Here is a 22,896-nt window from a genome sequence, read left to right as displayed (position 1 = left end):
GCCTCAGCGTGGGCTGGGCGGCGGGAACGGCGGCGCGGCCACCTTGACCCGGGCCAGTGCCAGCCGCGGATCCGACCGGGCCACCGAGCGGGCCGCCTGCCCGTCCACGACGATGTGCGCTTCCCGGCCGGAATCGAGCTCCTTGGCCGCGACCCGGACGCTGTCGTCGACCTCGACGTCGATGGTCACCTCGATCCGGGGCACTCCGCGTGCGGCGGGGACGAGTCCGCCCAGCGTGAAGGTGGCCAGCTTCCGGGTGCGGGCCGCCGCCTTCCCGTCGCCTTCGTGCAGGTGGATCTGCACTTCGGACTGGTTGTCGTGCGTCGTCGTGAAGATCTCCGAGCGTTTGGCCGGGACGGTGGTGTTCCGCTCGATGAGGGTGGTGAGCTCGCCGTCGGTCGTTTCGATGGCGAGTGACCACGAAGTGGCGTCGACCAGCAACGTGTCCCGGGTCTCGCCGCGGACGATCGCGGCCTGGATCGCCGCGCCGAGGGCGACGCCGTCCGGGATCAGGCCGCGGCGCGGCACGGTGCCGGTCAGCTCGGCGACGAGGGTCCCGATCGCGGGCATCCGGCTGGCGCCGCCGACCAGCAAAACCTGGTCGAGCTCCGAGATCCGGACTTCGGCGTCGCGCAGCGCCGTCTCGATGGGCTGCTTGACGCGGGCGAGCAGATCACCGGTCAGCTGCTCGAAGTGCGCGCGCGTCAGCTGTTCCTCCAGCGAGAGACCGCCGGCCAGGTAGGGCACGCTGATCGTGGTGACCCGCGCGGCGGACAGCTCGATCTTCGCTCGCTCGGCGGCCTCGCGCAGGCGCCGCATCGCCGCTTCGTCGGAAGCCGGGTCGATGCCGTGCGCGGTCCGGAAGCGGGCGGCCAGCCAGTCGGTGATCCGGGCGTCCCAATCGTCGCCGCCCAGCCGGTCGTCGCCGCTGCCGGCCGCCACGTCGGCGATGACCGTGCTGTCCGGGGACCATTTGTCGGGCGGGACGAATTCGACGCTCAGCACCGAGACGTCGAAGGTCCCGCCGCCGAGGTCGACGACCAGGACGGTCTGGCTGGTGACGTCCTTGTCCAGGCCGTACGCCAGTGCCGCCGCGTTCGGCTCGTTCAGGACCCGCCGCACGGTCAGCCCGGCCGTCCGCGCCGCGTCCACGAGCGCCCGCCGTTCGAGGAGCCCGAAGTGGGCGGGCACGGTGAGGGCGACCTCGTCGATGGTGCCGCGCAGCACGCGCTCGGCGTCCTGTTTGAGGTGGGCGAGGATGACGCCGGCGATGTCCTCGGCGGTGAGCCGGCGGCCGTCGACCTCGGTGGACCAGCCGGTGCCGAGCCGGAGCTTGATCGACGAGAACGTCCGCGCGGGGTTCGTCACGGCCTGGTTCTTCGCGCGCTCGCCGACCAGCCACTCGCCGCCCGCGGTCAGCGCCGCGACGCTCGGGGTCGTCCGGTGGCCGAATTCGTTCGGCACGATCCGGCATTCGCCGTCGGTGAACACGGCGACCGACGAGTTGGTGGTGCCGAAGTCGATGCCGACCGCGCGGTAGTGCTCGGTCCAGGTCTCCGGCACCGACGGCAGCCGCAGCTCGCCGAGCCCGCGCTCGAACCACATCGTCCGGGCCTGCCCGGCGACCCCCGGATCGGGATCGGTCGCGAGCCGGGCGAGCAGCTCTTCGGCGGCGGAGCGGACTTCCTCCCGCCGGCTGGCGAGCAGGTTCTCCAGTTCGTGGACGACCCCGATCCGCTGCCAGGGCAGCGGGCTGAGACTCGCCTGCACGAGCTCGGCGGGCAGCCGGGCCCCGGCGACGCGAGCGTTGTGGGCCAGCATGATCGTGCCTTCGGCACTGGACACGCTGCGGGTGGGCGTCTGGTTCGGCTGCCGCGCGCGGACTTCGCGGTAGACGTAGTCGTAGAGCTCGTCGACGCTGATCCGGCCGTCGCGGTCGAGGTCGGCGTCCCCGGTGGCCAGGCCGTCCACGATCGCGCGGGTGAAGATCGACGGCTCGGCCGTGTCCCGGCTCGTCGCCATCGATTCGTGGCTGAACTGCAGGGCGTTGGCGGCGGTGATCACCACCCGGCCCTTGCCGCCGAACGCCTCGGCCACGTCGACCGAGTCGTCACCCGCGCGCGTGCGCAGGCCGCGGCTGTAGGCGCCGCTGTAGCAGCAGTCCAGGAAGACGACCACCTGACCGGACCGGCAGCTCTCGACCTGATCGCTGACGAAGGTGCAGTCGACGCCGGTCGAGGCCAGGTACTCGCGTTCGGTGTCGGACCCGACGAGGAACAGCCGGTTGTCCCGGTTCTTCATGCCGTGGCAGGACAGGTGCAGCCAGAGCAGGTCTTCACGCTCGGCCTGCTGGAAGAAGGCCTCGATCGCGCGCCGGAACGCGGTGCCGCCGGCGTCGCGCAGGACGGTGACCTCGAAACCGCCGATCCCGGGCTGCGTGAGGACGTCGGACAGCGCGGTGGCGTCCTCGGCCGCCCCGGGCAGCTCGGCGAACAGCGGGTCCTGGTAGTGCTGGTTGGCGACGATCAGGCAGCGGCGGGCCATGTCAGCTCTCGGTGTGCCGATCCAGGAACGCCCGCACGAGCGCGTCCTGCTGCGCGCGGCTCGCCGCGGTGAGTTCGATGCTGTCCTCGCCGCACTTGATGGTCACCGAGCCGCGCTTCTGTCGTTCCAGCCAGCTCTTGACGACATCGACGACCGCGCGGAGCACCACGGGCGAAGAAACGAGCCCGACGAGCGTCCCGACGGCGGCAGCGGTACCGCTGCGCGTGCCGGGCTCGGCCGCCGTGCCGGGCCGGCCGAGCCGGTCGAAGTCGAGCAGGCCCAGTTCGTCCTGGAGACGGTCACTCGCGTCCGAGATCTCCGCGAGGTCGCCGTCCCACCCACCGACGACCAGTTCGATCTCGTGCTGTGCCACGGCTGCTCCCTACGTTCCGCGAGGATCCGCTCGACGGTGAAGTCGGCCGTGTCCCGGGGGCGTTACGCCGCAGCGGTGCCGTTGCTGTCCGGACCTCGGCCGAGCCGCTCAGAGCGCGGGCACCAGCACCTCCCGGCACCAGGTCCGGAAGCTCGTCGGCGCGATCGCCGCCGTGGCCCAGTCGGCGTCGTAGATGCCCTCGTCCTGGGCCGCGAACATTTCGACCGCGTCCGCGACCACCCGCTCGCTCGCGCCCTGGGTGCGGCGCAGGGCGGCGAACTCGGCCAGGGTGAGGCGCTGGTAGGCGACCGGCCGGCCGAGCTCCTCGCTCAGCACCCCGGCCATGCCGTCGGGGCTGAGCCGGTCCGGGCCGAACAGCGGAACGTCGGCCTGCCCGGTCCAGGAGAGGTCCGTCAGCAGGCCGGCGGCGGTGGCGGCGATGTCGCGGGTCGCGATCGTGGCGAGCGGCTGGTCGCCCGCGCAGGTCAGGGCGAACGTGCCGCGTTCGCGGATCGCGGCGAGCTGCCCGAGCAGGTTCTCCAGGTAGAAGGGCGGGGACACGGCCCGGTAGGCCGCGCCCGAGCTCCGGAGCTCGGCGTCCATGGCGAAGGCCGCGGAAAGGACGCCCGCCGGCTTGGGCCAGCCGTGTCCGGCGCTGCTGACCGCGACGACGTGCCTGACGTCGTGGCGGCGGACCGCCGCGGCGCCGGCCCGGGCGAAGGCGAGGTAGTGGTCTTCCGCGCTCGCCGCGGCGGGATCCGGCGGCACCAGCCAGAACAGCGCGTCGGCGCCGGACAGTGCCGCGTCGAGCACGGCCGGGTCGTCGTGGGCCCCCTCGACCACGTCGACCTGCTCGCGGACGTCGTCGTCCAGGCGGGCGGCGTTCCGGACGACGACCTCGACCTTGCTGCCCCCGGCGAGCAGGTGCCGGACGAGCCGGCGGCCGACCTTGCCGGTCGGGGTGGTCACGACGATCATGGAGGCTCCTAAATTGAAGGTGAATTCCGGTTCCGAATATAGCCCGGAAGCCGGCGTCGTCAAGTACGCTGAGGCGACCATGACCGCTTCCCGACGTGTGCTGCGCGCCGACGCCCGGCGCAACCGCGACGCCATCCTCGACGCCGCCGGCGAGCTGTTCGCCCAGCGCGGCGACGCCGTCCAGATGGAGGAGATCGCCGAGCGCGCCGGGCTGGGCGTCGGCACCCTTTACCGGCACTTCGCCGACAAGCAAGCCCTGCGTGCGGCGATCATCGGCCGCCGGTTCGAGGAGATGACCTTCCTCGCCGAGGCCGCCGAAGCCGCGCCGGACCCCTGGGCGGCGTTCGAGGCGCTGCTCTACGGCTACCTGGAAGCGGCCGAGCCCGACGCCGCGTTCCGGTTCGCCATCCTCGGCCCGGACGAACCGAGCTGGGCCGACATCGAGGAACAGAAGGCGGTGTTCTCGGCGATCGTCGGCCGCATCGTGCGACGCGCGGTCGAAGCCGGCCGGCTGCGCGCCGACTTCGGCCCCGGGGACTTCGTCCTCATCACCCGCGCGGCCATGGCCAACATGGCGGGCGACGGCCGGTGGCGCCGGCTGCTCGACCTCCAGCTGGAGGGGATCCGCGCCTGAACACGCGGCGAGGGCGCGGCACCCGCGTGCCGCGCCCTCGTGGTGTGTTACGCGTCCAGGTCCCGGGCGATCAGCTCGGCCAGCGCATCCACCGACGTCCGGGCCTGGTCGCCCTCGGCGCTCAGCTCCACCTCGTCCCCGAAACCCGCGCCCAGTGTCATGAGGCCCAGGACACTCGCGGCGTCGACGGCGTCACCCACGACCCCGTCACTGACCTTCGCGATCCGGACCTTCACGGGCTGGTCGGCCGCGGTCCGGGCGACCAGGCCCGCGGGCCGGGCGTGGAGCCCGACGCTGCTGGCGACGAGCGTACGGCGTTGGTACACAGTGGACTCCTTCACGCGTTGACGGGCTGACCGGACACAGCGGCGGAACGTTCCACAGCACGGAATCGGACCTGCTTCAGCGCGATCACCGACCCCGCCGCGACCAGCGTCCCGGCGATCAGCGCCACCAGGAACAGCAGCGGGTTGCCGATCAGCGGGAGCACGAAGATCCCGCCGTGCGGGGCGCGCAGCGTCGCTCCGAAGGCCATCGACAGCGAACCCGTGACCGCCGAACCGAGCATGATCGAGGGGATCACGCGGAACGGGTCCGCCGCGGCGAACGGGATCGCGCCCTCGGTGATGAACGACGCCCCGAGCAGCCAGGCCGCGCGGCCGTTCTCGCGTTCGGCCTCGGTGAACAGCTTCTTGCGGACCGTCGAGGCCAGTGCGAGCGCCAGCGGCGGCACCATGCCGGCCGCCATCACCGCGGCCATGATCTGCAACGAGCCCGTGGCACCGGTGGTCAGGCCGCCGACGGCGAAGGTGTACGCCGCCTTGTTGACCGGGCCGCCCATGTCGAACGCCATCATCAGGCCCAGCAGCGCGCCCAGCAGCAGGGCGCTGGCCCCGCTGAGGCTGTTGAGCCAGTTCGTCAGCCCGCTCGTCGCGGCCGCCATCGGCTTGCCGACCACGACGTACATCAGCACACCGACCACAATGGACCCGAGCAGCGGGTAGACGACCACCGGCATGATCCCGCGCATCGCCTTCGGCACCTGGATCTTCTTCAGCGCCAGCACCACACCGCCGGCCAGCAGACCGGCGACCAGGCCGCCGAGAAACCCGGCACCCACGGTGACGGCGATCGCGCCGCCCACGAAACCGGGGGCGATCGCCGGGCGGTCGGCCATCGCGAACGCGATGAACCCGGCCAGCACCGGCACCAGGAAGTCGAACGCGGCACTGCCGATCTGGAACATCAGCGCGGCCCAGCCGGCCACCGACCCCGCGTCGAAGTGCTCGGTGACCTTCGGCGCGTCGACGATCTTGTAGCCACCCAGGGCGAAGCTCAGCGCGATCAGCAGGCCACCCGCGGCGACGAACGGGATCAGGTAGCTGACACCGGTCATCAGCCACTGCCGGACCTTGGTCCCGGCCTTGTCGTTCGCGCCGACCTTCGAGGTCAGTTCCGGGGCGGCCGGCGTGGCGGGCGCGGGCTCCCGGGCCGCGGCCTTGGCGCGCTCGAACAGCCCGGCCGCGTCGTTGATCGCGGCCTTGACCGGCGCCTCGACGATCGGCTTCCCGGCGAACCGGTCCCGGCCCTGCACCGCGAGGTCCGCGGCGAAGATGACGGCGTCCGCGCTCGCGATGTCTTCGGCGGACAACGGCTCGGACCCGGCCGAACCCTGCGTCTCGACGACGATCTCGTCGCCGTTGGCCTTGGCGGTCTGCTCCAGGGACTCGGCCGCCATGTAGGTGTGGGCGATCCCGGTGGGACAGGCGGTGATGGCGACGAACTTCACGAGGGGGACACCTCCTGGCGGATGTAGCCGGCGACGGCCGCGGCGTCGGTGGCGTCCAGCAGGTGCTGCTTGAACTCCGCCCGGACGAGCCGCCGGGCGAGGGCGGCCAGGACCTTGAGGTGGTCGCTGCCGCCGCCTTCCGGCGCGGCGATGAGGAAGATCAGCTTCGCCGGGCCGTCCGGCGCGCCGAAGTCGATGCCCGCGTCGCTGCGGCCGAAACCGAGCGTCGGCGCGGTGACCGCGGTCGAGCGGCAGTGCGGGATGCCGATGCCGCCTTCGAGCCCGGTGGCCATCTGCGCCTCGCGGGCGGCGACGTCCTCGAGGAACAGGTCGAGGTCGGTCACCCGCCCGGCGGAGACGAGCCGCTCGGCGAGCGCGCGGACGGCTCCGTGGGAGTCGGTCGCGGCCAGGCCGAGGTCGACCAGGTCGGCGGTGATCAGGTCTGGGGTGGTCATGCGGCGGCTCCGCTGAGGGTGAAGGTGGGATCGGCGTCGAGCACGCGCACCAGATCGGGGTGCACGTCCTCCGGCGTGGGCATGCGGCTGCCCTCCTGCGTGACCGCGGCGGTGCCGTAGGCGACCGCGGTCCGCAGGGCTTGGGGGCCGGTTCCTCCCGCGTGGAGGAACCCGGCGAGTGCGGCGTCTCCGGCGCCGACGGTGCTGCGCACGGCCACCAGCGGGCCGAGCGCGTGGTGCGTCGCGGACTCCTCGACGAGCACCGCGCCGCGCGCGCCCAGGCTGACCAGCACGCGGCCGACGCCGCCGGAGATCAGCTCCCGGCAGAAGGTGACGACGTCGCCGAGCAGCGGCAGCGGGCGGCCGGCGAGCTCGATCAGCTCGTCGAGGTTCGGCTTGAGCAGGTCCGGGCCGCTCGCGCAGGCGGCGGCGAGTGACGCGCCGGAGGAGTCGACGGCGACCTTCGCCCCGGCTTCGCGGGCGAGCTTCGTCAGCCGCGCGTACAAGTCGTCGGGCACACCGGCCGGGAGGCTTCCGCAGCAGACCAGCCATTCGCCGCGCGCGGCCAGCTCGACGGCGCGGCGTTCGAGGGTGGCGAGCTCGGCGGGGGAGAACTCCGGGCCCGGCTCGTTGATCTTGGTCGTGGTCCCGTCGGCCTCGACGAGCGTGATGTTGCTCCGGGTCGACCCGGCGATCGGCACGGCGACGACCGGGACGCCTTCGGGGGCGAGCAGGTCGGACAGCCGCTCGCCGACCGGGCCGCCGGCGGGCAGCAGCGCGACGGTCGGGGTCCCGGCGGCGGCCAGCGCGCGGGCGACGTTCACGCCTTTGCCGCCGGGGTCGAGCCGGACGGCTTCGGCCCGGTTGACTTCGCCGCGGTGCAGGCCGGTCAGCCGCAACGTCCGGTCGAGGCTGGGGTTGGGGGTGACGGTGACGATCACGCCAGCACCACCTCCGGGCCCGCTTCTTCGAGTTCGGCCACCGCGCCGGCGTCGATGCCGCTGTCGGTGACCAGCACGTCGATCTCGGCCAGCCGCGCGAACCGGCTGAGCTGGTCGGTGCCGTACTTGCTGTGGTCGGCCAGCAGCACCCGCTTGCGTGCCGCGGCGACGACGGCGGCCTTCACGGCGGACTCGGCCATGTCCGGCGTCGTGCAGCCGTGCTCGGCGGAAAAGCCGTTGGCGCCGAGGAAAGCGACGTCGACGAGCAGGCCTTCGAGCGCGCGCAGCGTCCAGGCTTCGACCGCCGCGAGCGTGGTCCCGCGGACCCGGCCGCCCAGGATGTGCAGCGTGATGCCCGGGCGGGTGGCGAGGATCGAGGCGACCGGGATCGAGTTGGTGATCACCGTCAGCTCGCGGTCGGCCGGCAGCAGCGTCGCGAGCCTGCTGGTGGTGGTGCCCGCGTCGAGCAGGATGGAGCCGCGGTCGGGCACCAGGTCGAGTGCGGCCCGGGCGATCGCGTCCTTTTCCGCGGCGTTGGTCTGGTCCCGCTGCGCGACCTCGGGTTCGAAGTCGAGCCGCTCGACCGCGACCGCGCCGCCGTAGACGCGGCGGACCACGCCCTGGCGTTCGAGGACGCCGAGGTCGCGGCGGATGGTCTCGGGGGCGACACCGAGTTCGGCGGCGACGTCACCGACGTCGACGCGGCCGTCACGTCGTGCGCGTTGCGCCAGGAGCTGATGCCGTTCGGCGGCGTACATGCCCGTTCCTCTCCGATGTTTGCCCGTTACCGTTTGATTGTGCCCGTTGTTACCGTACTGTCAATCCCCAGTTACGAAATCCTTTGCTTCTGGAGGTCCTGCAATGCCGCTGTCCGGAGTCGGAGTGAGCCCTGGCCGGGTCGACGGCCCGCGCGTCCTCGTGGCCGCTGACCTGCCCGAACCCGCTTCCACACCCGCTCCGGCGGATCTCGAAGCCGAAGCGGGCAAGATCGGGCAGGCAGCGGCTTCGGTGGCGGCCGCGTTGTCCGATCGTGCCCGTTCCGTGTCCGGAGATGCCCGATCGGTGCTGGAAACGACGGCCGCGATGGCCGCCGACCCGGCGTTGACCGCGTCCGCCGAGAAGCTCGTCCGCACACGCTCACTTCCGGCGACGCGGGCCGTGTGGGAAGCGGCGGGGGAGTTCATGACGGCGCTGCAGGCCGCGGGCGGCTACCTGGCCGAACGCGCCCGGGACGTCGCCGACGTCCGAGACCGGATCATCGCGGCCCTGCTCGGCGTGGCCCCGCCCGGCGTGCCCGACCTGACGTCGCCGAGCGTCCTGGTGGCCCGCGACCTCGCCCCGGCCGACACGGCCGGCCTCGACCCGGACCTGGTCCTGGCGCTGGTGACGGCGGAAGGCGGCCCGACGAGCCACACCGCGATCCTGGCCCGGGCGCTGGGCATTCCCGCCGTGGTGGCGTGCGCCGGAGTGCTGGAGCTGGACAGTCCGGGCCTCGCGGTCGACGGGACGGCGGGCACGGTGACGCCGTCGGACGGCACGGTCCGGGCGCCGGCCCGGACGTCCCGCCCGGAGTGGGACGGCATCGGCCGCCTCGCCGACGGCCACCGCGTCAAGCTGCTGGCCAACGTGGGCTCGGCGGCGGACGCCTCGGCTGCGGCCGCGGCCGGCGCCGAGGGTGTCGGGCTGTTCCGCACCGAATTCTGTTACCTCACCGCGGCTTCCGAGCCGACGGAGGCCGAGCAGCGGGCGGCGTACGCGGCGGTGCTGGCCCCGTTCGCGGGCCAGCCGGTCGTCGTCCGCACGCTGGACGCGGGGTCCGACAAGCCGCTGGCGTTCCTGCCGATGGGCGAGGAACCCAACCCGGCATTGGGTGTCCGCGGCCTGCGCGTGGCCTTCGACCGCCCGGACCTGCTGGACCGCCAGCTGTCAGCGATCGCGGCGGCGGCCGGGGACACAGGGGTGGAACTGTCGGTGATGGCCCCGATGGTGGCCACGGCGGCGGAGGCGGCGTGGTTCGCCACGCGCGCCCGCGCGGCGGGGATCACCCGGGTGGGCGTGATGATCGAGATCCCGGCGGCGGCGTTGTGCGCGCAGGAGATTCTCGCGGAGGTCGACTTCGTCTCGCTGGGAACGAACGACCTGGCCCAGTACGTGTTCGCGGCGGACCGCCAGCTGGGCGCGGTGGCGGCGTTGAACGACCCGCACCAGCCGGCGTTGCTGCGCCTGGTGGGAATGGTCGCGCGGGCCGGAGCGGAGGCGGGCAAACCGGTCGGGGTGTGCGGCGAAGCGGCGGCGGACCCGACGCTGGCGCCGGTACTGGTGGGGCTGGGCGTGACGTCGCTGTCGATGAACGCGGTGGCCCTGGCGGGCGTGGGCGCGGCGTTGCGCGAGGTGGACCTCGAGACTTGCCGGGCCGAAGCTGCGGCGGTTTAGCTCAAGGTCGGAGGGCTGTCGATCCGGACGGGGCTCGTTCGACGCGTCGGTAGTGCAACCGACCCGAGGAGTTCCCGATGATCCGCCTCTACATGACCATGTCCCTCGACGGCTTCGTGGCCGGGCCGGATGATCGGCCCGGTCAGGAGCTGGGGCGCGGTGGTGGCCGGCTGTTCGACTGGCTGGACCACCGGCACGGGGACGGCGCCAGCGCGCAGATCTACCGGGAGGCCCTGGCGACCGGCGCGCTCATCTCCGGCCGCCGGACCTTCGAGCTGGCCGGCCGGTGGGGCGGCGACCACCACGACGGGGTGCCGATCCACGTGCTGACCCACCACATCGATCCCGCCGACACCCCACCGGGCAGCGCGCGGTTCTTCACCGACGTCACCGCCGCGGCGGAGGAAGCCCGCACCGCGGCGGGCGATCGCGCGGTGATGGTGCACGGCGCGGGGGCCGCGCAGGCGTTGCTGGCCGCGGGTTTGCTGGACGAGCTGGAACTCCACGTCGTCCCGGTGCTCCTCGGCGAGGGACGGCGGTTGTTCGACGGCACCAAGGCGGAACTCGAGCTCGTCCGGCGCCTCGAAGACCAGGATGTGCTCCACCTGCGCTACCGGGTCCGGTGACGCGGGTGGCTCCGGCGCGGAGCCGGAGCCACCCTCAGCTCAGCCGTGGCGGAAGCACAACGTGCCCCACTGGAAGCCGGCGCCGATGGACGACACCACGTACGTGTCGCCCGGACGCACCTCGCCCGTGGCGAACCGGGCGTGCAGGGCCGTGAACACCCCCGCCGATCCCGTGTTGCCCAGGCTGTCCACCGTGATCGGGGCACGGGACCGGGACACGCCCAGCTTGTCCAGCGCCGCCTTCAGGATGTTCAGGTTCGCCTGGTGCAGGAAGAAGTGCGTGACCTCGTCCACCGGCACGTGCGCGTCGTCCAGCGCGCGCAGGATGCTGTCCGGCAGGCAGCGCGTCGCCGTGTCCCACACCGCCCGGCCGTTCATCTTCAGGTAGGCGCCGGGCGCCGGGATCTCCACGTCGTAGGACAGTTCCGCGCCGAAGTCCCAGCCCAGCAGGCCGGCGCCCGGGGCGGCCCGGGTGAGGACCGCCGCTCCCGCCGCGTCGCCGAAGAACACCCTCGTCGTGCGGTCCGCCGGGTCCGTCACGCGGGACGCGCAGTCCGCCGCCACCACCAGGACCGTGCGGGCCGCCGAGGTCTGCAGCAGGTGCGCGGCCAGGAACAGGGCCTGGACCCCGTTGGCGCACGCCGCCTGGGTGACGTCGAGGGCGAGGGCCCGGTCGGCGCCCAGCAGCTCCTTGACGATGAGCGCCGTCGAGGGCAACGGCTGGTCGGAGGTGTACGTCCCGACGATGACCGCATCGACGTCGCGGGCGGAGACGCCGGCCGCCATGAGCGCCGGGCGGGCGGCGGCCGCGCACATGTCCGAGGTCGTGCGGTCCGCGGCCAGGCGGCGGCGGGTCCGGATCCCGGTGCGGCCGACGATCCACTCGTCCGAGGTGTCCAGCGTCGCCGTCAGTTCGGCGTTGGTGACGATCTCCGGCGGCAGGTGCACGCCGGTGCCCGTGATCGCCAGCGGAACGGCCAGCGCGCTCACGCCGTCCCGCCCGCGTAGACGTTGCGCGACGGGTGCAGCTGCTGTTCGAGATCGGTGTAGAAGCGGCCGGACTCGCACGGCAGGCCGAGCAGGATTCGGCGGGCGGCCTCGCCGCACAACGCGCCGCCGAGGGCCACCCCGGACGCGAGCTGGGGCCAGCTGCTCAGCGTGCGGCCCAGTTCGCCGAACGACGCCGCCAGCTCCGGGCTGATCCGGCCCGCGTCCACCATGGCCAGGATCAGCTCGGTCCTGGCCGCCGGCGCCAGGTCCAGCAGATCGACCGACTTCACGTCGCCGAGCAGTCCGTGCAGCAGGGGCCGGTCGGGCTCGTGGTCGAAGCGCTCGACGTCGAGCATGCCGCGGTCGTTGCAGTCCATCACGACCGGGATGCCGAGGTCGCGTGCGTACTCGCGGGCCGCGACCTTCACCCACGGCGTGTCGCACTCCTCGACGAGGAGGTCGAGACCACCGGCGAAGAACCGCTCGATGGTCTCCGGGGTCAGCCCGGCCGGTTCGATTTCGACGTCGAGGTACGGGTCGACCTCGGCCAGCTGCCGGGCCGACAGCACCGCCTTGTTGACGCCGAGTTCGTGCACCCCGCCGCGCAACCGGTTCAGGTTGGACAAGCCGAAGTCGTCGAAGTCGGCGAGCCGGAACGCCCCGCCGATGCCTTCGAGCGCCAACGTCAGCGCCGCGCTGTTGCCGACCGACAGGCCGATGAGGCCGATCCGCTTGCCGAACAGCCGCCGCTGGTCGGGCCGTTCGATGCGGCCCCGGTTGCGGTCGGTGCGGACCAGCCGGAACTCCTCGCGCGGCAGGACGTGCACCAGCCGCCCCGACCACGGGTACCACGCCCACGTGCCGTACTCCCACAGCGGCGCGCCGTCCAGCTGCTCCCGCTTCTTCCGTTCGATTTCGCCGCTGTCGCGGCACGCCGGTTCGCGGCTGCGGACCAGCTCGGTGAGCTGGTCGTCGATCGTGTCGTGCAGTTCGCGGACGTTCCCGGACGCGAGCAGCGCCCCGGCGTCGGCGGCGGTGTGCAGGACCGGCCGGTACGTCTTCCGGTCGGGCGAGGCGGTGCCGGACGCGGTGACCGGTGCCCCGCGGCGCACCGGCGGCGCCGGCAGCAGCGGGGCCGCGCCCGCCGCCGCGATGACCGGGAATTCGTCGCGCAGCCGGGTGACCAGGTCGTGGTGCCGCCCGCCGCCGTCGGCGACGCGGTGCAGCATGATCACGACGTCTTCGGTGTACTGCGGGACGTACCGGCGGGTGCCGGTGACGGGCCGGAACCCGAACCGTTCGTGGAACCGGTCCTGGCCGTCCTTCGTGCCGGAGGTGCCGATCATCGCCCGGGCGCCCAGGTGGTGGGCCGCGCCGATCGCCAGCGCGTTGAGGTGGAGACCGAGACCGAGCTTGCGGGCGCGGTGCTCGACGACGAGCCTGCTGTGCTCGAACACCTCCCCGGCGGCGAAGCCCTCGGCCGCCAGGAGTTCCTCGTAGCGCTCGTCGCCGAGGAAGCCTCGGGACTGGAACAGCACGCCCGAGTCCGGTGTGGACAGGCGGATGTACCCCAGCGGCGGGCCGCCGGGGCTGCGCCGCGCGATGAAGTGCCAGGCGCCGAAGTCCAGCTCCTGGTCGTCGGTGTGGGTGCCGTCCGGGCGGAGGAACGCCGGACGGCGGCCGTGGTCGAACAGGATGCGGGCACGCAGCGCGCGGACGGCGTCGAGCAGCGGGTGGCCGTCTTCGCCCGGCTGCGGTGCGCGGAACGCGGTGACGTGCCAGTCGGGCGTTTCCGGCGCGGGCGCGCCGGGGTGGTTCAGCGGGGTCAACTGTCGCCTTTTCTCCGGAAGTGCCGGACGGCAACGGAAAGCCGCCCGGGAGAGGCCCTGGCCGAGGCGTGGGTGGGGACGCCGACCAGGGCGGCGGAACGGTAACAGCGCCCGGGGGTACCGGTCCGATAACGGCGGCAGGGGCCGGGAAAACCTTTACCGAGCCGGGAAGATCGACTTCGCGTGACCACGGAGCCCGCTTCCGGTGAAGCGCGGCCGCGGTGACCCACACGAACGAGTGGCAGCGTGATGCCCGTACGCAATCGGGCGGAGGAACGCCGGAGTCCCCGGGGCGGCGTGATCGGAACGCTTCACCCCGGCGGGGGAGACGGGCGGCCGCTCCGGGTGCCCGGTCCCGCGTCCGGGACCGAGCACCGCGGGGGATCAGTCCGCTTCGGGGAAGTGGATGTCGGTGACGTGGACGTCGACGACCTCGACGTCGAGGCCCAGGTACTGCTCGACCGCGTCGATCACCGCGACGCGGATCTGCTCGCCCAGCGCCTTGACCGCGTGGCCGAACTCGACCACCACGGGGATGGTGACCCAGGCGACGTCGTCGGCGAGCTCGACCGTGATGCCGTCCTCGGCGACGCTGTGCACGCCTTCGGTCTGCGCGGCGATCCGCACGACGATCTTGCCGACGACGCCGTCGGCGATCGTGGTGCTGCCGCGGCTGCCCGCGGCGGGCCGGGCCGCGGCCGCTTCGGTCTCGGCGGCCGGCGTGGCCGGGGCGGCTTCGGCCACCGGCTCGGTTTCGGCCACCGGCTCGGCCTCGACGGTCTCGGCCACCGGCTCGACTACAACAGTCTCCGAAACCGGCTCAGCTGCAACGGTCTCCGAAACCGGCTCAGCCGCAACGGTCTCGGCCACCGGCTCGGTCTCCGTGACCGGCTCGGCTTCGGCGGCGTCCTCGACCGTGTCCTCGACCGCGTCCGAGTCGGTGTCATCCCCTTCGGTGTCCTCGGCGGCCGCCTCCTCGTCGGTCCCGGTGACGTCCTCGTCGCTCTCGTCGGCCTCGGCCGCGTCGGCTTCGGACTCCTCGGCGGACTCGGCCTGGTCGCTGTCGGCGGCTTCGTCTTCGGCGGTTTCCGCGGCGGTTTCGTTCTCGGCTGCGGAATCCGCCTCCTCGACGACCGTCGCCTCGTCGGTCTCGGGAGCGCTTTCGGCGGGCGCCTCGGCGACCTCCGGGGCGGGCTCGACCGTGCCGTAGGAGTACCCGCCCGCGCCGGCGGTTTCGTTCTTGGGGCGGCCGAAGATGCTGTTGATGACGTCGGACATGTTTTCCCTTTCCGGGAGCGACGACTACCTGTGGGGACAGCAGACGGGCGACATGTTAGGGGACGGCCCGTGACGTGCGTCACGGGCCCCCGTCTTCGAGACTCGCTTGTGTCCCAACAGATATCCGGCCGATCACCGTCCGTCAGGCCGCGTTCGGCGGTCGGTGATCACGCGGCGGGAATCACGTCCTGGAATTGTCTTCTTTTTGGCCCTTGACCATTTCTACCGGTCATTCCGGAAAAGGCCGGCCGGAACGCTGGAACCGAGGGCCTGGTAGCCCGCCGGGTTGAGGTGCAGGTGGTCGCCGACGTCGTAGGCGGGCAGCAGCTGGGACGGCTTCGCCGGGTCGCGGGCCACCTTGTCGAAGTCCAGCAGCGCGTCGAAGTGGCCCGGCTGGCGGATCCACGCGTTCACGCGCTGACGGGCTTCTTCCCGGGCCGGGTCGTCGTAGCCGGTGTTGCCGCCGAACGGCGTGATCGTCGCGCCGTACACCCGGATGTCCTGGGCGTGGGCGCGGACGAGGATCTGGTCGTAGGCGTCGATCAGCTGCGCCGCCACGTCGGCGGCGGCCGCCGGGGTGGCCGTGCCGATGTCGTTGACGCCCTCGAACACGATGGCCCAGGAAACCCCGCTGGTGGACAGCAGATCGCGGTCGAGGCGGGCCAGCACGTTCGGGCCGAGGCCGTCCTGCAGGACGCGGTTGCCGCCCGCTGCCTGGTTCACCACGGACACCCCGTGCAGGCGCGCGGCGAGGACGTTCGGCCAGCGGTCGTTGCCGTTGGTCGTCGAGCCGCGGCCGTCGGAGATCGAGTCGCCGATCACCGCCACCGCGGACGCCGGGGACAGCACCTCGATGCCGCTGAGGAAGTACCAGTGGTCGACCGGGGTCGCGCCCGGCAGTTCGAGGTCGGAGACGTGGTTGCCGGAAAGGAGGTACGACGTCGTGCGCGAGCCCGGGTGCGAGGTGATCGACGTCGAGGCCTGGCCGTGCGCCAGGTACGCCGTCACCGCGATGTTCTCCAGCGACCGCACCGGGAACGGCAGCGGGTCCGACACGACCTGCGCGCCCTGCGGCACCGTGGTCGACGGCTTGCCGTGGAAGGTCACCGGGAGGACGCTGCCCGGCACCACGGAGGAGACGCCCGCCGCGCCGGCGACCGGGCGCGCCACCGACACCGCGGTCAGCGGCAGCGGCGCCCCGCCGAAGGCGTTGGAGAACCGCAGCCGGATCCGCGGGCCGCCCACCGTCACCTGCGCCGTCTCGCGCAGGGATGCGTTGTCGAGCACGCGGTCGGTGCCGGTGAAGGGCGCCGGCGGCAGGTTGCCCGGCTCGGTCAGCTGGGGCATCGACGTCCACGTCGCCACCCAGCCCGACGGTGCCGGGCGGCCGGAAGCGCCGACGAAGAGCACGGTGAGCACGGCCAGGCAGAAGATCACCAAAGGACGTTTCACAACGAGAACTCCGGGGTCAGGACCCGGTCCGCGCCGACGACGCGGCGTGCCCCGGTCAGCGTGCAGTGCAGGGTCGTGACGATCTGCTCGCTCGACGTGCCCACCCGCAGCTCGACATCGCCGGGGTCGACCTGGCGCTGCCGCGCGCGGCCGGTGTAGGACGTCAGGTCGGCGTGCAGGGCGATCTCCAGGACACAGGTTTCGCCCGGGGGCAGGGAAACCCGGCGGGCCGCGATGAGCTGGCGCTCCGGCCGGGCCACCTCGGCCACCGGGTCGTGCAGGTAGACCTGGACGACTTCGGAGGCCTCGCGCCCGTGCTCGTTGCGCAGCGTCACCCGGACCCGGCAGACGCCGTCGGTCGGCCACAGCGAGCCCGTCGCGCTGACGTCGAGCCAGGTCACCGGTGCGTAGGACAGCCCGTGCCCGAACGGGAACAGCGGCGAAGGATCCACTGTGGACACCTCGCTGCGCCGGCCGAGCGGCGCGGCCAGGTAGGTCGAGGGCTGGCTCGCCCCGGCCGCGGGGAAGCTCACCGGCAGCCGGCCGGCCGGGTCGAGCCGGCCGCTGAGGACGTCGGCCAGCGCGCCCGCGCCTTCTTCGCCGGGGTAGAAGCCGCAGACGACCGCGGCCAGCCGCGGCAGCTGGCGGGACAGTTCGTACGGCCGGCCCGAGAGCAGCACGACGACCACCGGCTTGCCCGTGTCGAGCAGCGCGTCCAGGAGTTCCTCCTGGCGGCCCGGCAGCCGCAGGTCCGCCGCGTCGCAGCCTTCGCCGGACGTCCCGCCGCCGAACAGCCCGGCGCGGTCGCCCAGCACGGCCACGCACACCGCCGCGTCCTCGCACGCGGCCACGGCCTGCGCGATCCCGTCGTCGTCGCCACCGGTGACCGGGCAGCCCAGTGCGTAGGTCACGTCGTAGGTGGAGCTCAGCGCCTCGAGCACGGTCGGCACCGAGACCCCGAACGGGACGTCGGGGTGGTGGACGCCGACGTGCAGCGGGAACGAGTAGCAGCCGAGCATCGCGCCGGGGGTGTCCGCGCGCGGCCCGACCACGGCGACGCGGGTGCCGGGGGAAAGCGGAAGGGTGCCGTCGTTGTGCAGCAGCACGATGGACCGCTCGGCGACCTCGCGGGCCAGCGCCCGCGATTCGGCGTCGTCGAGGTCGATCTCCTCGGGGACCTCGGGTGCCCAGTCCGCGTCGAGCAGGCCGAGTTCGCACTTCTGGCGCAGCACGCGTTCGAGGGCGCGGTCGACGGCGGCGACATCGACCGCGCCCCCTTCCACCGCGGCGAGCAGCGGCTCGCCGTAGCAGTCCATGGTCGGCAGCTCGACGTCGATGCCCGCGGTGAGCGCCTGCCGGGCGGCGTCGGCGCGGTCGGCCGCGACACCGTGCAGGCGGTGCAGGAACGCCACCGAGAAGTAGTCGGCGACCACCGTGCCGTCGAAGCCGTAGGTGTCCCGCAGCAGCTCGGTCAGCAGGGCCGGGTCGGCGGCCCCCGGCACGCCGTCGACGTCGGTGTAGGTGTTCATCACCGACCGGGCGCCGGCCCGCAGGGCCTGTTCGAACGGCGGGAGCAGGACGTCGGCGATTTCGCGCGGGCCGGCCGAAACCGGGGCCAGGTTGCGCCCGGCGCGCGAGGCGGAGTACCCGACGAAGTGCTTCAGCGTGGCGACGATGCCGGCCGATTCGAGCCCGGCGACGTACGCGCTGCCGATCGTCCCGACCAGGTAGGGGTCCTCGCCGATGGTCTCCTCGACCCGCCCCCAGCGCAGGTCACGGGCCACGTCGAGGACCGGCGCGAGACCTTGGTGCACCCCGATCTCCCGCATGGTCCGCCCGATCTTCTCCGCCATCCGGCGGATCAGGTCCGGGTCGAAGGTCGCGCCCCACGACAGCGGGGCGGGGAAGATCGTCGCCTGCCACGCGGCCAGCCCGGTCAAGCACTCTTCGTGCACCACCGCGGGAATGCCGAACCGGCTGCTGGTGACGATCTGCCGCTGGGTGCGCGCGAGGCTGTGCGCGCCGATCACCGGGTCGACCGGCCGGGTGCCGAACGCGCGGGTCAGCTGCCCGATGCCGTGCCGGACCAGGTCGTCGAGGTCGACCGCCGCGTCGACGAAGTCGTGCTGGTGCGGCGCCATTTCGCCGCCGGAGTCGATGCCGACCCAGACCCCGTAGAGCTGGGCGAGCTTCTCGCGCAGGGTCATCCGGGCCATCAGGGCGCGGACGCGTTCGCCCGGGTCGGCCGCGGGGTCGCGCCACGGCTCTCCGGCCGTGGTGGGCTGCGTGGTCAAGGCTGGTCCGCCCTTCGTCTGGGGAGGAGTGAGGAAGAGGAGGTTCAGGGGAGGGCGCGGGTGGAGTGCCGCACCACCAGGCCGGTGTCGAGCGTGACGTGGGTCCGCTCGACCTCGTCGCCGTTGATCAGCGCGATGAGCATCCGGATGGCCCGGTGCCCCATCTCGCGGATCGGCTGGTCCACTGTGGTCAGTGGCGGGCTGCAGAGCGCCGACTCGGGCACGTTGTCGAAGCCCACCACGGAAAGGTCGTCGGGCACGGCGAGCCCGAGTTCGCGGGCCGCGCCCACGGTCGCGATGGCGGAGATGTCGTTCGCGGCGAACACCGCGGTCGGCCGGTCCGGGCCGGTCAGCAGGGCGTGCGCCGAGGCCGCGGAGATCTCCGGGTCGTAGGCGCCGATCCGGATCAGGTCCTCGTCCGGCGTGATGCCCGCCGCCGTCAGGGCCCGCAGGTACCCGGTCTTCCGCAGTTCGGCCGACTGCAGGTCGGGCCGGCCGGCGAGGAACGCGATCCGCCGGTGGCCCAGGTCGAGGAGGTGCTCGGTGGCCAGCTGGGCGCCGCGCAGGTTGTCCGAGTCGATGGTCGGCAGGTGCGACGGCCCGGTGTGCGGGTCGACGGCGACGACCGGCGTGCCCGGCACGGCTTCCAGCGAGACGGCGGGGGTGACCAGCACGGCGCCGTCGACGAGGGTGCCGCTCAGCCGGGAGAGGTAGCGCTTCTCCCAGCCCACCGGGTCTCCGGTGCGCCCGCCCGCGGAGTAGACGACGAGTTCGAAGCCGCTGCCGCGGATGGCGTCCGCGGCTCCCTTGAGCAGCTCGGTCGAGAACGGTTCGAGGTCGGCGACCAGGATGCCGATGACGTTCGTCCGGTGGTTTCTCAGGCTCTGCGCCACCAGGCTCGCTTCGTAACCGAGCTCTTCGATCACGGCGCGGACTCGCGCGAGCGTCGCGGCGGAGACGCCGTAGCGCTCGTTGATCACCTTCGAAACCGTGGCCACCGAGACGCCGGCCCGGGCGGCGACGTCACGGATGGTCACCCTGGAACTGGGCTGCATCGGCTCAGACTAGCCATAGAAAACGTTATCGACAACGATTGACACGGCATTTGTCCCGGGAGCAGACTCTTCGCCAACCCGGGCGCGGAAGCCGCCCCGTCCAACTCGGCCGAAGCTGTCAGGAGTGGACCCACGATGTTTGTGAAACGCCGGATCACCGTTCTCGCCGCCCTCGCGGCCATTGCCCCGCTGGCGCTCTCCGCGTGCAGCGGGGGGAGCGAAGCCCCCGCTCAGCCGAGCGGCCCGGTCACCTTGACCTGGTGGCACAACGGCACCACCGACCCGATCAAGTCGGTCTGGGCCCAGGTCGTCGCCGACTACCAGAAGGCGCACCCCGACGTCACGATCAAGGCCCAGCCGCTGCAGAACGAGGACTTCAACACGAAGGTGCCCCTTGCTCTGCAGTCACCTGAGCCGCCGGACATCTACCAGTCCTGGGGCGCGGGCGACCTGTCCGGGCAGATCACTTCGGGCAAGGTCGCCGACATCACCGACGACACGAAGTCGTGGATCGAGCAGGCCACCGGCAAGTTCGGCGAGAAGTGGCAGGTCGACGGCAAGCAGTACGGTGTGCCGTTCACGCAGCACTTCGTCGGCTTCTGGTACCGGAAGGACCTGTTCCAGCAAGCGGGGATCACCACCCCGCCGAAGACCATGGACGAGCTGAACGCCGCCGTCACCGCGCTGAAGGCCAAGAACATCGCGCCGATCTCCGTCGGCGGCAAGGACCGCTGGCCGGATGCCTTCTACTTCAACTACTTCGCCATCCGCGAATGCTCGACCGCGGTGCTCCAGCAGTCGGTGAAGGCGGTCAAGCTCGAGGACCCGTGCTGGACGAAAGCCGGGCAGGACCTCAAGAACTTCCTGGCCACCGAACCGTTCCAGACCGGGTTCGCCGGCACACCCGCCCAGCAGGGCGCGGGCAGCTCCGCCGGCCTCGTCGCCAACGGCAAGGCCGCGATGGAACTGCAGGGCGACTGGGAGCCCGGCACGATGTCATCCCTGACCGAGGACAAGGACCTGGACTCGAAGCTCGGCTGGTTCCCGTTCCCGACCGTGGCGGGCGGGCAGGGCGACCCGGCGGCCGCGCTCGGCGGCGGTGACGGTTTCGCTTGCACGACCCGCGCGTACAAGGCTTGCACGGCCTTCCTGCAGTACCTGGTCAGCGAGCCGGTGCAGACCGAGCTCGCCGCGAAGGGGACCGGCCTGCCCGTGAACGCCGCGGCCGCGAAGTCGCTGAAGACCGACGTGCTCCGGCAGGTCAACGACTACGGCACGAAGGCGCCGTACGTGCAGATGTACTTCGACCGGGCGTTCCCGACGGCGGTCGGTGCCGCGCTGAACGACGCGGTGGCCAACATGTTCGCCGGCCAGGGCACCCCGGAAGGCATCGTGACCGCCGTCAACCAGGCCGCGGCGGGCAACAAGTGACCACGGCGACGACTCCGGCGCGGGCGGCGGCGCGGCCGCCCGCGCCGGCGGTCCGCGCCCGGGCGAAACGCTCCGGCCTCGGTAAGCGCCTGGAGCTGGTGGTGCTGCTCGGGCCGGCCCTGCTGGTGTTCATCGGGTTCGTCCTGGTGCCGATTGGGATCGCCGCCTTCTACAGCCTGTTCAAGTGGAACGGCTTTGGCGCGCTCGACGACTTCGTGGGCTTCGACAACTACGCCGACGCGTTCAGCGGCACGGTGTTCCAGAGCGCCATCGTGCACAACCTGATCATCGCCGGGTTGTCGATCGTGGTGCAGCTGCCGCTGTCGATCGGGCTGGCGATGCTGCTCAACCGGAAGCTGAAGGGCCGCGCCGTGCTGCGCGCCCTGGTGTTCGCCCCCTACGTGCTGTCCGAGGCGATCACCGCGGTCATCTGGTCGCTCATGCTGCAGCCGAACAGCTTCGCCGACCAGGTGCTCAAGAGCGCCGGGCTCGGCGGGCTGATCCACAACTGGCTGGCCGACCCGGGCATCGTGCTCTACACGCTGTTCGCGGTGATCACCTGGAAGTACATCGGCTTCGGCATCATCCTGCTGCTCGCCGGCCTGCAGGGCGTGCCCGCCGAACTGCGCGAAGCCGCGGCGCTCGACGGCGCGTCGGCGTGGCAGACGACCCGGCACGTGGTGCTGCCGCTGCTCGGCCCGACCATCCGGATCTGGATCTTCCTGTCGGTGATCGGCTCGCTCCAACTGTTCGACATCGTCTGGATCATGACCACCGGCGGTCCGGCGAACGCCTCGACGACGATGGCGACCTACCTGATCGACCACGGCTTCAAACGCTACGAGTTCGGGTTCGGTTCGGCGGTGGCGGTGATCCTCTTCGTCATCTGCTTCCTGTTCGCCCTGCTGTACCAGCGGTTCGCGCTCCGCCGCGACACCCAGGGCGCCCTGACCAGGATGGTGGGCTGATGCGGTCCGGCAAGTTCGGCCTGTCGATGGGCTACCTCGCGGCGATCGTCATCGTCGGCGTGACGGTCGTGCCGCTGCTGTTCGTCGTGCTCGGCGGGTTCCGCACCAACGCCCAGATCAACACCGACCCGGCCGGGCTGCCCGGCCCGTGGGTGACCGACAACTACGCCTCGGTCCTGGGCTCGAGCGCGTTCTGGACGTTCCTGGGCAACAGCGCACTGATCGCCGTGATCGCGACCGCGGTCGCGGTCGCGCTCGGGTCGATGGCCGGGTACGCCTTGTCGCGGTACCAGTTCAAGGGCCGGGAGGCGCTGTACACGCTGTTCACCATCGGTCTGCTGTTCCCGCTGACGGTGGCGACGCTGCCGCTGTACCTGTGGCTGCGCCAGCTGGGCATGCTCGAGAGCTTCTGGGGGGTGGCGATCCCCGAGGCGGCGTTCTCGCTGCCGGTGACGATCGTGATCCTGCGGCCGTTCATGCACGCGATCCCGGGCGAGATCGAGGACGCGGCCGTGCTCGACGGCGCCACCAGGCTCGGGTTCTTCTGGCGGATCCTGCTGCCGCTGTCGACGCCCGCGCTCACCACGGTCGCCGTGCTGGCCTTCGTCACCAGCTGGAACGCCTACCTGCTGCCGCTGCTGGTGTTCAACGACTCCGCGCACTTCACGCTCCCGCTCGGCGTCGCGATGTTCCAGTCCCAGTTCTCCCAGGACACCGCCAGGGTGCTCGCGTTCACCGCCCTGTCGGCGATCCCGGCGCTCGCGTTCTTCGTGCTCGCCGAACGGCGCATCGTCGGCGGGCTGACCGGATCCGTGAAGGGCTGACT

The 22,896-nt window shown here is 72.2% G+C and carries 20 protein-coding genes; 6 read left to right on the top strand and 14 right to left on the bottom strand.

All coding sequences use genetic code 11. From position 1 onward, the window contains the following. Positions 1–3: 3 nt before the first annotated feature. From H5965_RS26020 to H5965_RS26010, 3 genes are all read right to left on the bottom strand, one after another. Positions 4–2,544 (bottom strand): caspase, EACC1-associated type, encoded by a 2,541-nt coding sequence (locus tag H5965_RS26020; protein WP_310972869.1) that lies wholly within the window; start codon positions 2,542–2,544, stop codon positions 4–6. 1 nt (position 2,545) lies between these two features. Next, complete coding sequence (locus H5965_RS26015) at positions 2,546–2,917, bottom strand: effector-associated constant component EACC1 (RefSeq protein ID WP_310972868.1); 372 nt, start codon at positions 2,915–2,917, stop codon at positions 2,546–2,548. Between the two features lie 108 nt (positions 2,918–3,025). Next, complete coding sequence (locus H5965_RS26010; RefSeq protein ID WP_310972867.1) at positions 3,026–3,895, bottom strand: NAD(P)H-binding protein; 870 nt, start codon at positions 3,893–3,895, stop codon at positions 3,026–3,028. 79 nt (positions 3,896–3,974) lie between these two features. Between H5965_RS26010 and H5965_RS26005 the strand changes: the two genes are divergently transcribed. Continuing rightward, a complete protein-coding gene (locus tag H5965_RS26005; RefSeq protein WP_310972866.1) occupies positions 3,975–4,529 on the top strand; it encodes a helix-turn-helix domain-containing protein in 555 nt (184 codons plus the stop codon). 47 nt (positions 4,530–4,576) lie between these two features. On the opposite strand, the gene H5965_RS26000 is transcribed toward H5965_RS26005, so the two are convergent. Genes H5965_RS26000 through H5965_RS25980 form a run of 5 tightly spaced genes read right to left on the bottom strand, consistent with a single transcriptional unit; the run spans position 4,577 to position 8,472 of the window. After that, the gene (locus H5965_RS26000) at positions 4,577–4,855 is read right to left on the bottom strand and encodes an HPr family phosphocarrier protein (RefSeq protein ID WP_310972865.1); all 279 of its coding nucleotides are present in this window, start codon (positions 4,853–4,855) and stop codon (positions 4,577–4,579) included. An 11-nt stretch (positions 4,856–4,866) separates the two neighbouring features. Then, the gene (locus H5965_RS25995; RefSeq protein WP_310972864.1) at positions 4,867–6,318 is read right to left on the bottom strand and encodes a fructose-specific PTS transporter subunit EIIC; all 1,452 of its coding nucleotides are present in this window, start codon (positions 6,316–6,318) and stop codon (positions 4,867–4,869) included. Then, positions 6,315–6,773, bottom strand: coding sequence for a fructose PTS transporter subunit IIA (locus H5965_RS25990; protein ID WP_310972863.1), 459 nt, complete (start codon positions 6,771–6,773; stop codon positions 6,315–6,317). The genes H5965_RS25995 and H5965_RS25990 overlap by 4 nt, the downstream gene beginning before the upstream one ends. Further along, complete coding sequence (gene pfkB, locus H5965_RS25985) at positions 6,770–7,714, bottom strand: 1-phosphofructokinase (RefSeq protein WP_310972862.1); 945 nt, start codon at positions 7,712–7,714, stop codon at positions 6,770–6,772. Before pfkB ends, H5965_RS25990 begins: the two co-directional genes overlap by 4 nt. Then, positions 7,711–8,472: a DeoR/GlpR family DNA-binding transcription regulator gene (locus H5965_RS25980; protein ID WP_310972861.1), complete on the bottom strand. Its 762-nt coding sequence runs from the start codon at positions 8,470–8,472 to the stop codon at positions 7,711–7,713. The genes pfkB and H5965_RS25980 overlap by 4 nt, the downstream gene beginning before the upstream one ends. A 103-nt stretch (positions 8,473–8,575) precedes the next feature. Between H5965_RS25980 and ptsP the strand changes: the two genes are divergently transcribed. Then, complete coding sequence (gene ptsP, locus H5965_RS25975) at positions 8,576–10,147, top strand: phosphoenolpyruvate--protein phosphotransferase (protein WP_310972860.1); 1,572 nt, start codon at positions 8,576–8,578, stop codon at positions 10,145–10,147. Positions 10,148–10,224: 77 nt separating this feature from the next. Further along, on the top strand, positions 10,225–10,773 hold the full coding sequence (locus H5965_RS25970) for a dihydrofolate reductase family protein (protein ID WP_310972859.1): 549 nt from the start codon (positions 10,225–10,227) through the stop codon (positions 10,771–10,773). A gap of 39 nt (positions 10,774–10,812) precedes the next feature. Here the strand turns inward: H5965_RS25970 and H5965_RS25965 are convergent, their stop codons facing one another. The 6 genes from H5965_RS25965 to H5965_RS25940 form a co-directional block, all read right to left on the bottom strand. Further along, positions 10,813–11,763: a ketoacyl-ACP synthase III gene (locus H5965_RS25965; RefSeq protein WP_310972858.1), complete on the bottom strand. Its 951-nt coding sequence runs from the start codon at positions 11,761–11,763 to the stop codon at positions 10,813–10,815. After that, positions 11,760–13,592: a ThiF family adenylyltransferase gene (locus tag H5965_RS25960; RefSeq protein WP_310972857.1), complete on the bottom strand. Its 1,833-nt coding sequence runs from the start codon at positions 13,590–13,592 to the stop codon at positions 11,760–11,762. The genes H5965_RS25965 and H5965_RS25960 overlap by 4 nt, the downstream gene beginning before the upstream one ends. 384 nt (positions 13,593–13,976) lie before the next feature. Beyond that, a complete protein-coding gene (locus tag H5965_RS25955) occupies positions 13,977–14,870 on the bottom strand; it encodes an Asp23/Gls24 family envelope stress response protein (protein ID WP_310972856.1) in 894 nt (297 codons plus the stop codon). Between the two features lie 222 nt (positions 14,871–15,092). Next, the gene (locus H5965_RS25950) at positions 15,093–16,322 is read right to left on the bottom strand and encodes an SGNH/GDSL hydrolase family protein (protein WP_310972855.1); all 1,230 of its coding nucleotides are present in this window, start codon (positions 16,320–16,322) and stop codon (positions 15,093–15,095) included. Further along, positions 16,319–18,616, bottom strand: coding sequence for a glycoside hydrolase family 3 N-terminal domain-containing protein (locus H5965_RS25945; RefSeq protein ID WP_310972854.1), 2,298 nt, complete (start codon positions 18,614–18,616; stop codon positions 16,319–16,321). Before H5965_RS25945 ends, H5965_RS25950 begins: the two co-directional genes overlap by 4 nt. 44 nt (positions 18,617–18,660) lie before the next feature. Continuing rightward, the gene (locus H5965_RS25940) at positions 18,661–19,671 is read right to left on the bottom strand and encodes a LacI family DNA-binding transcriptional regulator (RefSeq protein WP_310972853.1); all 1,011 of its coding nucleotides are present in this window, start codon (positions 19,669–19,671) and stop codon (positions 18,661–18,663) included. 135 nt (positions 19,672–19,806) lie between these two features. On the opposite strand from H5965_RS25940, the gene H5965_RS25935 reads away from it, so the two are divergent. The 3 genes from H5965_RS25935 to H5965_RS25925 are packed head-to-tail and all read left to right on the top strand — an operon-like array spanning position 19,807 to position 22,894. After that, positions 19,807–21,102 (top strand): extracellular solute-binding protein, encoded by a 1,296-nt coding sequence (locus tag H5965_RS25935; RefSeq protein ID WP_310972852.1) that lies wholly within the window; start codon positions 19,807–19,809, stop codon positions 21,100–21,102. Beyond that, positions 21,099–22,070: a sugar ABC transporter permease gene (locus H5965_RS25930; RefSeq protein ID WP_310972851.1), complete on the top strand. Its 972-nt coding sequence runs from the start codon at positions 21,099–21,101 to the stop codon at positions 22,068–22,070. Before H5965_RS25935 ends, H5965_RS25930 begins: the two co-directional genes overlap by 4 nt. Continuing rightward, on the top strand, positions 22,070–22,894 hold the full coding sequence (locus H5965_RS25925) for a carbohydrate ABC transporter permease (protein WP_310972850.1): 825 nt from the start codon (positions 22,070–22,072) through the stop codon (positions 22,892–22,894). Before H5965_RS25930 ends, H5965_RS25925 begins: the two co-directional genes overlap by 1 nt. Positions 22,895–22,896 lie beyond the last annotated feature (2 nt).

This window comes from Amycolatopsis sp. 505 (genome assembly GCF_031625235.1).
Lineage (GTDB): Bacteria > Actinomycetota > Actinomycetes > Mycobacteriales > Pseudonocardiaceae > Amycolatopsis.
The sequence above is the reverse complement of the archived record's forward strand: the minus strand, read 5'-3'. Positions and strand labels throughout refer to the sequence as shown.